The organism is Mesorhizobium sp. LCM 4576 (genome assembly GCF_001854815.1).
Classification (GTDB): Bacteria; Pseudomonadota; Alphaproteobacteria; order Rhizobiales; family Rhizobiaceae; genus Mesorhizobium; species Mesorhizobium plurifarium.
Genome location: NZ_MDDT01000051.1, coordinates 1 through 14,327, shown reverse-complemented (window position 1 = coordinate 14,327; position 14,327 = coordinate 1). Strand labels below are relative to the sequence as shown.

Here is a 14,327-nt window from a genome sequence, read left to right as displayed (position 1 = left end):
ACCAGCTTTGCATGTCCTGGGCATTTGACGTGGGAATCGTGCGCCTCAAGGCCCTCCAAACCGCCCAATATCACTGGAATGCACCCCCGAACAGTAAGGCTATCGGCGGCGTGACGAAGCCCGGGAATTCGCTCGCCAATGGAGAAGCGGCCGGTCCGGTCCAGGGCTTGAGYACGATCGCCCGCATTACCHGGATGAATTTGYGGCACTCCTGGCAGGTCACCGTGGCTATTGGTTCGACACTCGTTGCGGCATCGCTCCAATTGCTCATCCCCGAGCTCCTCGGCCAGGCCATAGACCAGACCCAGACAGCCATCGGCGGGGGTGTCAGCGGAGCGGCAGCGCAAGAGGGGCTGCGGACCTCGGCGCTGCTGCTGCTTGCCATTTGCGTGCTGCGCGGCCTCTTCACRCTGGCTCAAAACTATTTTGCCGAGGCGGTCGGACATCACGTCGCGTATGAACTGCGGGTCGCTTTTTATGAGAAGATCCAGCGGCTCAGCTTTTCTTTTCACGACCAGGCGCATTCAGCCGATCTGATCACGATCGGCATGCTCGATCTGGAAGGCGTGCGTGTGTACTTCTCTGCCGCTCTGGTTCGCGCCGTGCTGCTCGTCATGTTGATCGGGGTCGGCGCCCACATGCTGATCTCCATCAACCTGGTTCTTGGTCTCCTCGCGCTGAGCTTTGTGCCCTTCGTCGGATGGCGCTCATCAATCACACAGATCAAGCTGCGCGCCACCTGGCTTGACCTGCAGGAGAGGCTTTGCGACCTCAGCCGTGTAATGGAAGAAAATCTCACCGGCGTCCGGGTTGTCCGCGCGTTTTCAGCGCAGGCCTACGAGATGCTGAAGTTCGACCGCGCATCGAAGAGTGCGCTTGGCCTCATGCACGAACGGGCCGAGATTTACGTGCGCAATATTTCCGCGATGAATTTCTCGTTCTTTTTCGCCATGGGGTTGGTTCTGTGGATCGGCGGCAACAAAGTCATCSCAGGCGAAATCAGCGTCGGAAAACTTGCCACGTTCCTTACCTTTATGACGATCCTCCAGATGCCGGTTCGCCAGATAGGCTTGATTGTCGATGGCTTTGCCCGAGCCTCGACATGTGGTTCGCGCCTGTTCGGGTTACTTGACCTGGATATCCCGCTCAAGGACGCAGCAGACGCCAAACCGCTCGAAATCAGCGAGGGCACCTTGCGGTTCGACGATGTTTCATTCGCCTACCCGGACGAAGAGAACCGCCCAATTCTGAAGAATATCAGTTTTGAAGCCCGCAAGAGCGAAACCATTGCAATTGTAGGCCCGCCCGGCGCGGGCAAGTCGACGATTGCTCATCTGATCCCTCGTTTTTACGACGTCGCCAGCGGCGTCATCACGCTTGACGGTCAGGATATCCGCGAGGTCACCCTGGCGACGCTTCGCAGAGCCGTCGCGGTCGTGCAGCAGGATGCATTCATTTTCACCACGACGATCGAAAACAACATCGCCTATGGTGATCCCTGGGCCAACGCGCAGCGGATCGAGCGCGCGAGCGAGTCGGCTCAGCTTCACGATTATATTCTCCGGTTGCCGGCCGGTTACAAAACGGTGGTGCGTGAGCGCGRCATATCCCTGTCGGGCGGCCAGCGTCAGCGCCTAGCGATCGCTCGCACGATGATGCTGCGCCCGTCGGTCATCATATTCGACGACTCGACTGCCGCGATCGACGCCGCCACAGAAAAGCGCATTCGCTCCGCGATGCGGCACTTTGCCAAGGACCGCGTGACCATCATCATCGGCCACCGGCTGAGTTCGGTCATGCACGCCGACACAATCCTGTTTATCGAGAACGGCGAAATTATCGAGCGTGGCACTCATGGGGACCTTCTGGCGAAGGGCGGACGCTACAAGGCCCTCTACGATCTCCAAGCGCGCGCTTCTGATGACATTTTCCCCAACCAAGAGGGGGTGAGCTGATGCTCCAGGGTAGCGAAGTCGAGACGGAGCGCGACGATACCCGCGACGACCGGCGTCCGCCCCATGCGGCCGTCGGTTCCCATCGCATCGAAGAGGAGATGTTCGGGCAGGCGTTTGACAAGAATATTGTCCGACGCATTTGGGCGTTCGTGCGGCCCTACCGCACCAACTTGATAGTCTCGGTTGCCGCGATGTTGATCCTCACCGGCACGCAGCTTCTCGTCCCGCTGATCATCCGCTTTGCTATCGACCACGGCATGYAGCCGGGAAGCGGCGATCGTTCGACCCTGCTCGGAGCCGCCTGCGCCTTCCTTTTCACCATTTCGGTCAATTTCGGCGCCAGCTGCACGCAAGAGATCATGGTCTACAAAATGGCGGAGAAAGTTCTGTTCGATATTCGGCGCGCCACGTTCGGCCATCTGCAAGACGTGGCGCTTTCCTTTATGGACAAGACGGAGGTGGGACGGCTGATGTCGCGTCTGCAGGGCGACGTCAATTCCATGCAGGAATTCCTCGAAACCTCGGTGTTTTGCMTGGGCGACATCATTCTTGTCTTTGGCATCGTCTTCGTCATGCTGTGGCTCGATGTTCGCTTGGGGATCCTTACGTTTTCGCTGGTGCCTGTTCTCCTCATTGTGCGCATCTTCTGGCTGCCGCGCGCCCGCGGCGCCTTCATGGCTGCCAACGAGGCCAATTCGGTTTCCAACGGCGCGCTGGCCGAGGCCATTCATGGCGTAAGGGCAGTGCAGTCCCTGGACCGCCAGCAGGTCAATCTAACGCTCTATGACGACAAAGCCCGCGCCAATCTCAAGACAAACCTGGCCGTCGCCAAATACGGCCAGATCATGGTGCCGATCGTCGATAGCCTGACGGGCGTCGCCATGGCTGTCGTCATCGTTATCGGCGGCTCAATGGTGATGAGCGATCGCATCGATGTGGGTGTGATGGTCGCGTTCCTCTTCTACATCCAGCGCTTCTTCGATCCGATCCGCTCCCTCACCTTGCAATATTCGATCATGCAAAGGGCGATGGCGTCGGGAAAGCGACTGACCGACGTTCTTGACGTCAAGATTGAGGTCCAGGACAAACCGAATGCCACGGTGCTTTCGCCCGAGATGGACGGCTCGATCGAGTTCAAGAACGTTACTTTCGGATATGATCCCAAGCATCCGGTATTGAAGAACGTGTCGTTTCGGGTCAATCCCGGCGAAACCGTCGCCCTGGTGGGGCCGACCGGTTCAGGTAAATCCAGTGCGATGGCCCTGGTCCACCGCTTTTATGATGTTCAGGAGGGCCAGGTGCTGGTCGGCGGGTATGATGTGCGCGATCTCACCCAGAAATCACTTGGCGGTCAGATCGCCATGGTGCTCCRGGAGCCGTTCCTTTTTACCGGCACGGTTTTCGAGAACATCCGCTACCACAAGGCTGAAGCCACGCGGGAAGAGGTTATCGAGGCCGCTATGGCGGTCGGTGCGCACAGCTTCATTGTGCGCCTTCCTGGTGGCTACGATGCCGATCTGTGTGAAGGCRGCGGCAATCTCTCGCTGGGCCAGCGCCAGCTTATCAGCTTTGCCCGTGCGCTTGTCGCAAACACCAAGATTCTGGTACTCGACGAAGCAACCGCCAATATCGATAGCTATACGGAAATGCTGATTCAGGAGGCTATGGTCAGGCTCCTCGAAGGCCGCACTGGCCTCGTCATCGCCCATCGCCTTGCCACAGTCCGAGGCGCTGACCGCCTTATTGTTCTTCAGAATGGCAAAGTCGCCGAATCCGGAAAGCACGACCAGTTGATCGAAATGGGGGGTCTCTATTCCAAACTCTACAGGCTCAACCACGTCTCGTTCGACGACACGCCCGATGAGCAACTCGACACCTGCGAAGCAGCGGACTACAGATCTGAGGCGCGAAGTTCTGAGGAGCCAGCGCATTGGTGCAAGCGCTTTGYCGAACGGTGATACCCGACGCATTGCCGGCCTTGCACAAGCAGATCGAGCGCCTGTGCGATGTCGAGATCGCCCACCACACATGACGGGCGTTTGATTTTCACGAAAAAGGCTCGCGATAGATCCCGTGACTTTTGTCCAAGCCTCGCGGCGTCTCAGAAAAGCACGCGTCATGGACTTGCTGAAGCCCGACGAGGATCGCTTATCCATTGGTGTAGCATAGATCGCCGAAATCTGACGTGGCGTTAGCCTCATAGACGAAGACGAGAAACGCTGCGCGCTTGGCGCATAGCTGGCCCAAGATCTGCTCCATCGTTTTGAGCAAACGGGGCTTCCGGCGCCGCCTTATCTTGAGGCAAGTTATTGGTTTGCGGTTTGCTCAAGTCCTGTCGAAATGGGGCCGGAGCGGCATATCGTCATGTACGCTCACGGTTTGCCGTTCGATCTTGTGGTGAATTCTAGGCGGGCAGTCGCCACAGTGCAGGGCTTCAAGGCGCGCAACGATTTCGGCGTCATCTTGGGTCTGCCTGTTGTTGTGGCGAACATACTCGACCCAAGTTGGCACATGATAACATTCGGTCCACAGTTCGGGCTTTTCTAGGTCACGCAGCAGCGCCCATTGCCTGGCGCCATCTCGCAGTCGGGCTTTTCGCCATGATGCCATCACATTGAGAAATTCTGGAACGTCTTTCTGGTGAATGCGATAATCGACCATTATCATGATCGGACCGCTTCGTGGTCGCAGGTCAAGCTGCAGGGTTGGTTCGCAGAAGGTGTTGGTCGGATCGAGTTTGAGCGTTTCAAGATCCGGGAGACGCAAAATAACGCCGAGCAGTCCGCCAAATACAAGAACCAGGCTTGCGACGACCAAGGCTCCCGAAACGCCTTGCAGATCCGCTAACTGGCCCCAGACCCAGCTTCCCGCTGCCATGCCGCCATATGCGGCCGTCTGATAGAGAGAGAGGGCTCGTCCCACCACCCACCGAGGCGCCGAAAGCTGAACGGTGACGTTAAACAGCGAGAATGACTGGATCCATGCCGCACCGGCTGGCATGACGAGGAGGCAGCTCAGCCAAACGTGCTCGCTCCACGACAGAAGCAAGCAGCTGATCGCCAGTGTAAAGAACGCACCGCGAACGACCCATTCGTTGGAGAGAACTTCGCGGGCTCGTCCGATGAGGAGCGCGCCAAAGATCGCTCCCAGACCGAAAAAGCCAAGCATGACTCCGTAGGTGACCGCAGTGCCCTTAACCTGTTCGCGAACAACCAACGGCAGGAGAGCCAGAATGACGACTGCGGTGAGTCCGAAAATGAAACTCCGGCACATCAGWTTGAGAAGGTTTGGCGACATAAGCACATAGCGGAATCCTGCCGCCATCGCGCTTCCGAAAGCCTCCCGCGGCAGCRCTCGTCGCGCCGGTATAGTTTTCCAGCCTAAGAGGGCGGCGATCAGCGCGACATAGCAAAATACATTGAAGAGAAACGCGAAGGCTGCCCCGGCGGTCGCCACGATTATGCCGCCAATAGCCGGCCCGATGCTGCGCATGAGGTTGTAGCTCATGCCGTTGAGTGCAACTGCGCTTGGAAGGTCTTCGCGAGGCAGGATATCTCCCATTGAGGCTTGCYACGACGGATCGTGCAATGCCCAACCACAGCCGATCAGGAACGTGAGACCCAGAAGGGTGCAGGGTGTGATTTCCCCGGCGTAGGTCAAGAGCGCCAGGGACGCTGATACGCAAACCATCAGCAGTTGCGCCATTAGCATGATCCGGCGACGGTCAAAGTTATCCGCGAGTGCTCCGGCTGCAAGCGAGAAGATCATGTAGGGCAAGGTGGTCGATGCCTGTACGAGCGCCACCATTCCATGGGAGCTGGCAATACCCGTCATCAGCCACRCAGCCGCCACACMTTCAACTAGCGTCCCAAGATTCKAAATAAGGGCTGCCGACCACAGAGAACGGAATGTCTTGTGCTGAAAGGGTACGAGTGGAGATGTTCTCTTCGCCATTGTGGAAAGCTTCGGAATCGGCCGCGAGGCTGGATCTCTGCAGCTCATTCAATCACGGCCTCGCGGCTCAAGCCAAGCTGCCACGGTGAGTGCGCTGCTAACCCAGGCAGATAGTTGTGGGCAGAAGCTAAACCGCTGGCGAGGTCCAGCGTAATCATCTGCTGGCGAGTTCTTCATGCGCACTGAACTCGATCGAGATGCAGCCGTTTTTCAATTTCAAGAAGAGTTCCCGAGTTCCCCGACGGCAAGATGCGACATTTGATCCGATACTGCACCGCCCTGCAGCTTCGGACGCTCAAGCATTTCCGAGCCGAATGCACCCACTCCCGTAGCTTGCAGCCATTCTTCTGGCGCCGAGGCCTGCGCTCGGCCCGCTTGCGAACACTGGCTCGACCGGTGTCACTTGCTCGTCGAGGGACTTTTACGATAAAGCTCCGCGCGAACCAGGAAGCGCCAGGAGTCTCGAGCGGCGACTTCATTCTTTTATTCGTTTCTCATCAGGAAGGAACTATGAGGCGGCAAACGCGACCATTCACCGTGGAAGTCAAACAGAAGCGCCGTTATCAAAAAACCACCCGATCCATCTGGGGTGATTTTGACATCGCCGCGGCGATGGCCGAAACTTCAGAGGGACTCCAGAAGATTCAACCGTCAAATCGTCAGCTTGTTGACTCTACTGTCGTGGCCATTGATGCTGAACCTTTGCACAAACCGCAAATGGAGAATTTCATGGCAAATCGCATGGAAACCGAAACAGCAGTAATTCCTACCGAACCGGCAGCCGGAGCGGAGACGTCAAAATCGAGGGCAAGAACACCGCGGTCGAGAAAGCCAAACGCTGAGCCGAGCGCGCCTGGCCGCAAGAACGGCGCCAAGCCGACCTCCGCGACCACTGAAGCTCCGCCATCGGCACGGACAGGCCGCAAGGTCTACTCCGTAAGGGAGCGCGGCCAGAAGCTCGCTCAGATCGGGACGTCGATCGGCGGCGGCACCACTCTCAAGAGCGCGGTAAAGCAGGCCGGCATCTCGGAACAGACATATTATCTTTGGAAGAAAGCGGCGATGCCTGCAAGGGACAGCGACGAGCTGAAGGATCTTGTCGCGCTCGAGGAAGAAAACAAGCGGCTGAAGAGTCTRCTTGCGGATCGTCTGCGCAAGGAAAATGCGGAACTGAAGAAAAGGCTTGGGCTGGATTAATCCAGCCCCGAGCTTGCGGCTTTCTATATCGGCGCGCTGCCAGGCGATGCCGTGCTGTCTTTTGCTTCGTTGCGGTGAAAGACCGGTTTGGGCGACTGGGTTCGCCGTTCATCGGCGGCCGCCAGAACGATCGAAATTTGTCGACGCGGCCAATTCTGCGGCATAGACCGGTGATCGATCCAGTTCCTCCCGAGGATGAATTGCCGCCTTTTCCTCTTGAAGCGTCATCGGGCTGACAACACATTCTGCAATGGTCGGCGGGTTGTCGATGAGGTCCGCCTCGCAAGTGGCCGTTCAGCAGGGTTGGGAGGAAACGAAATGAAGGCGCAGGTCTTCGGCAGTCCTATTTTCGTGAAGCGTGCCGCCTATGTCGTGCAAGAGATTGCGAACCTCGAGGACGCCATCGATTTTCTCGATGAGTGGCCCGAAGATCRCAGGGACCTGATCCACGAGACTGCCCTTAAAGCATGTTGTGACGCTTACGATGGGAACAAGCCCTTAAGCGCAGCCCGCGCTGCCTTTTACGGCTTTGCGAAACGGGCCGCCATATTGGAAGATCCAACCTCGGCGATGCAGTGGATTGCCGCCTGCAAGACGGGCAGTGGCAAACGGTCTGTGTGAACAGCGATGTTGAGCGAGGGGCTGTAACGTGGGGCAATGTGGTCCCGTGGAGTATCGCGTCCCCAGAAACCAGTTCTAATCATCGTCCGGAAACGGCGTCCGACCTAGGCAGACATAGCGATAGAATYCCACGTCGGCCACGCGCTGYAAGCCTATGGTCGGCAGCGCGCTAGTTGCTGGTAAGACGCCGCKGGCGACTCCTTCGAGCCGCCCTACGCCACGGGTTCATGGTCAGTCAAATCGGGTCATGATTTCAGAATGAATCGTCACTGCAGTGTATAGAGACGCTTCCAATGGCAAATCCCCAAACGCGAGCTGGCAAAGAAGATAGTTGGCCCCAGCAACTTCCAACTGACCAAGAAGAGCGTCCCGCACAAAAGCTGCCRTTCCCGCTATGCACAGTTCACTTTCAATCGCTGCTTCGAAGGTCAGCGGCAGGTTTGGTGGAGTCGGAATGCCATTGAGGTCGTAAAGAAACTTGACGCTCTTGAGCCATGTTTCATAAGCAGGTGCCGCGATCGAATAGGCATGTGTGTCAGAACGCCCAATCACGATCATGYGCACCAATCCTAGCAATGGCGACGGATTACCTTTGTCAGTGGTTTCCTCCCGCTTGGCGCGGAAGGCGTCGGTAACTTTGCGAACGGAGGAGCTATGTCCCACGCACGCGAGGTTTGCGCCGTTCGCGGCGGCCCAACCTGCCGACTCGGGTCGATTGGTGGCGACCCATGTCGGAGGACGCGGGCGCTGACGGGGTCTCAGCGTCAAGGGAACGCTATTCAGCTCAAAGTGACGGCCTCGATAGGATAACTTCCCGCCTTTCATGGCGGCGATTACGATTTCGCTGGCTTCCAAATAACGGCCCGGCACTGCGTCCGCGCCAATCCCAAAATAACCTAATTCGGCCGCGAGTGAGYCTCGCCCTATGCCGAGCTCCACCCTGCCACCACTCAATTGGTYGAGCATACAGATCTCTTCGAACGCCCGAAGCGGATGGTAAAGGGTAAGGAGCATCACCAGCGGACCCACTCRCAGTTGGCGGGTGCGCTGTGCGACGCTCGATAAGAAGAGATTTGGTGACGCACCTCTCCCATGGGCGGTGYAGTGGTGCTCTGCAAGATGATATGCATAAAAGCCGAGGTGATCGCAGGCCTCCGCCAGCTTGAGGCGATCGGCGTATTGTAGGCCGATGTCGCGACCGTCCTCATCCAAGTGATCGAAGATTCCGAAGGTCGGCTTCCAAGGCAAGACGTTGTTCACTCTATTGTCTCCGGCGTTTTGACGCAGAATGTCCTTGCTTCGGACCGGGCTCGAAGCGATCAGAGCAACGACATATTTCTGCGAAGCAACCGCTTTCCGCGCGATATAAAAATGTTTTTTACAGGCGACTGAATTCTCGTTACTGCTTCGGTCTTCCCAGAATTTCGGAAGCCTCAGACAACAGTATGTCCATTTGTTCTCTTGTGCCTATGCTTACTCTTATATGTTTTTTCAAAAATGACTCTGGAAACGCGGCGACTAGTACTTTCCGCCGCTTCAACGCTTTTTGCCACCACYTACCGTCTTGTCCTGCCGGCACGCGGGCCAGCAAGAAATTTGCATGCGAAGGCGTTACGGAAAATCCCAGTTGCGAGAGCGCGACGGATACGCGCTCCCGTTCCTGCTTGATGTGTCTGTGGTTCTCTTCATAGGCGTCGCGATGCGCAAGGATGCTGACGCCAACCGCATGGCCGATCACGTTCATGTTGAAAACATTTTGGATGTTGCGCAACCGTCCAATGATTTCGGGATGACCAAATCCAAAGCCGATACGGATACCGGCGGCGGCGTAGCTTTTTGAAAATGTCCGCAGGAGCAGAATATTGGGATAATGATCGATAAGGCGCAGGCCATTATCCGGAGCGAAGTCGACATAGGCCTCATCCAGAACAATCAGGCGATCCGAYTGCGCCGCGAGGCGTTCGATATCGGCCACCGAAACGAATGTTCCAGTTGGATTGTTCGGGTTAGCTAGAAGAATGAACTTGGCGCCTTCTGCGGGACCAGAGAGCAATTCTTCTACCGGCAGGACATCAGATTGACCGCATCCGAATTCAAGAATTTGARCCCCCTGCAACATGGCGAGTTTGCGGTTGAACGAAAAGCCTGGCGATAGCATCGCCACGCTGTCGCCAGGGGCGAGGAAGGCTCTGTAGATGAGTCCCAGCAGTTCGGATGATCCGTTTCCGGCAATCACTTGATCCTTGGTGAGGTCGTAGGCATCAGCCGCCGCTTCTCTCAAGCCGATGTTGTCGTGTTCTGGATATAGATACTGCTGCTCGAGGGCGGCAATTGCACTTTGCATTACGACTTCCGGCATCGGAAATGGATTCTCGGTCGTATGCAACCGGACGCAGCTATCGTCCAATGAATGGCGATCGGAGGGCAAAGGCTTTAGTTCCCCTGGCACCTGCGAAAACGACGAAAGCACGCTTTTTAGTTTTGTTCCCGACATATCCTCTCCAGTTGACATGAGGGCTCAATCATCCGCCCTCAACTTTCTAGTGTTTTGCTCCCCGCCAATTTCGCTACCTCCAATTTATAAGTTGAAATGTCACATTTTATCTGAGGTAATTCAAAACCCGATTACCTCGTATAAGAAAAATTCTTTTTCTTCTATTGTTAGCAAAATTGTGCCATCGACTTCATCTTGATCCGCGCGATTGTTTTAAAGGTGGCACGATGATACCGTCTGTTTCTAAGGCCATGCTTCGCTTACGCATGCCTCGCCATTTGTTCATCGACAAATTGGAGGCTGGTTGCGAACCGGCGTTTAACTGCGCCAGATTGCTTTTCAACGACGGCTAATGCGGCGCCACAGTATTTCTACCGCTCGCGCCAATAGCCGGCCAGGACCTCCCGATCCTCGTACTGGATTTCCGGGGTCGACTCGTTTGAATCTCTATGATCGACACGGTGCCGGTGAAGGGTGTTCCACGCAAAAAACTCGGCGCACATTGATGAACGTTGTTTGCTCAAGCGCGATTGGTCTGCCGTCAGCGCGTTTGTTTTCATCAATCCGTGAGTCCTCGCTTGGTGTCTGCGGCTCGCCCGTGCTGTGGTGGTGAGCGATCCGGCGACGAGACGAGTCGCAACGAGGCGGCCTCACTTGGCGGCTGCGGGACGGGTGGCTGGCCGGCCAATGTCTCGGCAAGATGATGYCCTGCAAACGCGGCTTCCAACTGCGCCTGATCCAATTCGCCTTCCCAACGGGCGACTACGAGCGTTGCCACGGCATTGCCGATGATGTTCGTAAGGGCCCGGCACTCGGACATGAAGCGGTCGATGCCGAGGATCAATGCCATGCCAGCCACCGGAACGGACGACACCGCAGAAAGAGTAGCGGCCAGTGTGACGAATCCGGCGCCGGTAACCCCCGCCGCCCCCTTAGAGGAAAGCATAGCAACGAGCAGCAATAGGATCTGATCGCCGATCGAGAGATCCGTATTCGTCGCCTGGGCGATAAACAGGGCCGCGAGCGTCATATAGATGTTGGTGCCGTCCAGATTGAAGGAATATCCCGTCGGAATGACCAGACCCACGACTGAACGCTTGGCGCCAGCCTTCTCCATCTTCTCCATGAGAGTGGGCAGCGCGGCCTCCGAGGAGGACGTTCCAAGAACCAATAGGAGCTCTTCCTTGATGTACCGGATGAGAGAAACGATCGAGAAGCCATTGAAACGGCAGACTGCGCCGAGAACGACAAACACAAAGAGAAAGGCCGTGAGGTAGAACGTCCCGACAAGCATCGCGAGATTGACGACGGAGCCGATGCCGTACTTGCCGATTGTGAATGCCATGGCGCCGAACGCGCCGATCGGGGCAGCCTTCATCAGGATCCCAACGAGTGCAAAGATCGGCACGGTGAGAGCCTGGAGCAAGGAAGTGATCGGCTTGCCCATCTCTCCAACCATCGCGAGCGCAATGCCAAACAGGACCGAGAAGAAAAGGACCTGAAGGATGTCGCCATCTGYAAAGGCCGCCACAATCGTGGTCGGAATGATGTTCATCAGAAAGCCCGTCACGGACTGCTCGTGGGCCTTTGCGGCATAGGGATTGACGGCTTGGATATCGAGCGAGGCCGGATCAATGTTGAGGCCGGCGCCTGGTTGAACGACATTGGACACGATGAGGCCGACGATCAGTGCCAGCGTCGAGAAGGTGAGGAAATAGACCATCGCCTTGCTGGCTACCCGGCCGACCTTTTGAAGGCTGTGCATCTCCGCGATGCCGGTCGCGAYGGTCAGAAAGATCACCGGTGCGATGATCATCTTGACGAGCTTGATGAAGGCGTCACCAAGCGGCTTCATGTTTTCGCCGATTTCGGGGTTGAAATGGCCGAGCACGACGCCCAGGCCGATGGCGGCAATCACCTGTACATAAAGCCGTGCATAGAAAGGCTTGCGAGGCGCGACATTTGCGTTGGGGCCTTTTGGGGTCAACATAAATCTCTCTCCCAGACCGGATCTCGGCACTGCCTCTCCTCCCCGGGTTATTCCCGGCCGCTGCGCTCCGGTCGAACGCTGCTGCGCTGTTCGTCGCAAGACATATGCCAAACGGATAGGCCGAGCGGATCGCGCAATTTCGGATGTTTTCAGGGAGGTTGAGCCCCATCCACTTGTGTGAATTTCCGCACTGGGCGGTTCCATTTGGCGAAATCCAGCACTAAGGTGGCGAACGCGGTAGTAAACGACGGCATCAGCGAGGGTGGCTTGCATAAGGCCCCGTTCAACTTCCCTGGCAGACTGGGCACCGGCAGATTTCTCTGGCTTGCGGTTTTGTTTGCACTTMTTGGTGCCGGGCTCGGCTTTTTTGTTCTTGYAGCCGGCCGTATTGCCGGCACCAAAGCTGCGTCAGACCTACGCGATCGTGCTCTTGCCGCGCGCCCACTTGCAGCCGACACTTTGAAAGGAGATGTCGAGAAGCAGCGATTGATTCCGCGCGTCTTGGCTCGTGACGGTGCGGTCCAGGAGATACTTCGCAGTCCGGGCACTGGTGGGGAAGCTGCCCTGGATGAAAAGCTTCGAGCCATCGCGCACGAGGCCGCCTCTTCGGTCATCTACGTCATCAACAGTGAGGGGACGGCGGTTGCTGCGAGCAATGCCGGCGAGCCCACCAGTTTTGTCGGCCGCGATTACCGTTTCCGTCATTACTTCGTTGAAGCCATGGCGACCGGCATGGCCACGCAATACGCACTTGGTACCGTTAGCAAGCGCCCAGGCCTCTTCTTGTCGAGCCGGATCGATGGACCGGAGGGGCCACTCGGCGTCGTCGTCGTGAAGGTCGAGCTCGACCGTGTGGAGTCGAGCTGGCGCAAGAGCGGGTTCGTGGTCTTCACGAGCGACGAGCGGGGCGTCGTCCTTTCAACGAGCGTGCCTCAATGGCGTTTTGGCGCTCTCTCGCCGCTTTCCAAAAAAGAGGCAAAAATCGCGCGCGATCATCTGCAGCTGCCTGGCGCGGCGTTCGAGCCAGTTCCGCTTTCGCACCGCGGCGGCAACCTGGTCACCGCAAGTACCGTCGACAAGGAAGCCGGCTTTGTCACGGTTTCGCAGGATCTCGGCAAAGTGGTCCCAGGTTGGCGGCTGTCACTGCTCATTCCTGCCGATGCAGAGATTTCCGCAGCGATGATGACAGCCCGCGCGACAGCACTGCTTGCCCTCGTGCTCGTGGCATTTGYGGTTGCCGTTATTGTTCGACGGCGCCGGGCGATCCGACAACGACAGCAGGCGCTTGCGCACATGAACGCGGAACTGGAACATCGCGTCAACTTGCGTACGGCAGAGCTCCGCCGCTCGAACGAAGCGCTCGCAGCTCAGATAGCCGAGCGCGAGAATGCCGAGGCAAGGGTGCGCCGGTTATGTGAAGAACTCTCTCAGGCAAATCGCCTGTCAATTCTTGGACAGATCGCAGCCGGAGTTGCTCACGAGATTAACCAGCCGGTCACAGCAATTCGCACCTATGCCGAAAATGCATCGCGTCTTCTGCGGGGCGACAGGCCGCAAGAAACCGCCAGGAATTTGAAATCGATCATCGCTATAACGGGACGTATCGGGGCGATCACCGAAACGCTGCGGTCGTTCTCTCGCCGCGCAACCGGTTCCGTGGGGCCAATATCTGCGGAGGACGCGATCGACGGGGCGCTTTCGTTGCTTTCGGGCCGAATCCGCGAATCTGGAGTGACGATCGAACGGCAACGGACAGATCCGTCTCCGACGGTGGTGGCAAGTTGCGTTCGGCTGGAGCAAATCCTGGTCAATCTCTTGCAGAATTCGCTCGATGCCCTGAAGGGCCTGCCGGAGCCGCGGATCGAGATAGCACTTGCTCAGAACAAGGAAACAGTCACCATTTCGGTTCGAGACAACGGTGCCGGCCTCGCCCCTGAAATTCGCAAGAGCCTCTTCATGCCATTTACCACAAGCAAGGAAAAGGGGCTCGGCCTGGGCCTGCTTATTTCAGAGGAAATYGCCCGCGAGCTCGGCGGCTCGTTGCGACTCGATGCCAGCGACGAGAGGGGTACTTCCTTCACCATCGAATTGAGGCGTGCCGAATGAGTGGCGAAAA

The 14,327-nt window shown here is 57.3% G+C and carries 9 protein-coding genes; 5 read left to right on the top strand and 4 right to left on the bottom strand.

Going from position 1 to position 14,327, the window contains the following annotated elements:
* Nucleotides 1–11: 11 nt before the first annotated feature.
* Nucleotides 12–1,955, top strand: a complete 1,944-nt coding sequence (locus tag LCM4576_RS25060; protein ID WP_083361516.1) for an ABC transporter ATP-binding protein — start codon at nucleotides 12–14, stop codon at nucleotides 1,953–1,955.
* A complete protein-coding gene (locus tag LCM4576_RS25055; RefSeq protein WP_083361515.1) occupies nucleotides 1,955–3,913 on the top strand; it encodes an ABC transporter ATP-binding protein in 1,959 nt (652 codons plus the stop codon). The genes LCM4576_RS25060 and LCM4576_RS25055 overlap by 1 nt, the downstream gene beginning before the upstream one ends.
* 367 nt (nucleotides 3,914–4,280) lie before the next feature.
* Here the strand turns inward: LCM4576_RS25055 and LCM4576_RS25050 are convergent, their stop codons facing one another.
* On the bottom strand, nucleotides 4,281–5,909 hold the full coding sequence (locus LCM4576_RS25050; RefSeq protein ID WP_071035214.1) for an MFS transporter: 1,629 nt from the start codon (nucleotides 5,907–5,909) through the stop codon (nucleotides 4,281–4,283).
* A gap of 510 nt (nucleotides 5,910–6,419) precedes the next feature.
* Between LCM4576_RS25050 and LCM4576_RS25045 the strand changes: the two genes are divergently transcribed.
* Both LCM4576_RS25045 and LCM4576_RS25040 read left to right on the top strand, forming a co-directional pair.
* Nucleotides 6,420–7,106, top strand: a complete 687-nt coding sequence (locus LCM4576_RS25045; RefSeq protein ID WP_244510914.1) for a transposase — start codon at nucleotides 6,420–6,422, stop codon at nucleotides 7,104–7,106.
* A gap of 318 nt (nucleotides 7,107–7,424) precedes the next feature.
* Nucleotides 7,425–7,727: a DUF982 domain-containing protein gene (locus tag LCM4576_RS25040; protein ID WP_071035213.1), complete on the top strand. Its 303-nt coding sequence runs from the start codon at nucleotides 7,425–7,427 to the stop codon at nucleotides 7,725–7,727.
* Nucleotides 7,728–7,958: 231 nt separating this feature from the next.
* Here the strand turns inward: LCM4576_RS25040 and LCM4576_RS25035 are convergent, their stop codons facing one another.
* From LCM4576_RS25035 to LCM4576_RS25025, 3 genes are all read right to left on the bottom strand, one after another.
* Nucleotides 7,959–8,987: an LLM class flavin-dependent oxidoreductase gene (locus LCM4576_RS25035; protein ID WP_071035211.1), complete on the bottom strand. Its 1,029-nt coding sequence runs from the start codon at nucleotides 8,985–8,987 to the stop codon at nucleotides 7,959–7,961.
* A 139-nt stretch (nucleotides 8,988–9,126) separates the two neighbouring features.
* The gene (gene hisC, locus LCM4576_RS25030; RefSeq protein ID WP_071035239.1) at nucleotides 9,127–10,221 is read right to left on the bottom strand and encodes a histidinol-phosphate transaminase; all 1,095 of its coding nucleotides are present in this window, start codon (nucleotides 10,219–10,221) and stop codon (nucleotides 9,127–9,129) included.
* A 559-nt stretch (nucleotides 10,222–10,780) separates the two neighbouring features.
* The gene (locus LCM4576_RS25025) at nucleotides 10,781–12,211 is read right to left on the bottom strand and encodes a dicarboxylate/amino acid:cation symporter (RefSeq protein ID WP_071035209.1); all 1,431 of its coding nucleotides are present in this window, start codon (nucleotides 12,209–12,211) and stop codon (nucleotides 10,781–10,783) included.
* A 252-nt stretch (nucleotides 12,212–12,463) separates the two neighbouring features.
* Between LCM4576_RS25025 and LCM4576_RS25020 the strand changes: the two genes are divergently transcribed.
* Nucleotides 12,464–14,317 carry an ATP-binding protein gene (locus tag LCM4576_RS25020; protein ID WP_244510918.1) on the top strand — a complete coding sequence of 618 codons (1,854 nt, stop codon included), beginning with the start codon at nucleotides 12,464–12,466 and terminating at the stop codon, nucleotides 14,315–14,317.
* Nucleotides 14,318–14,327: the final 10 nt, after the last annotated feature.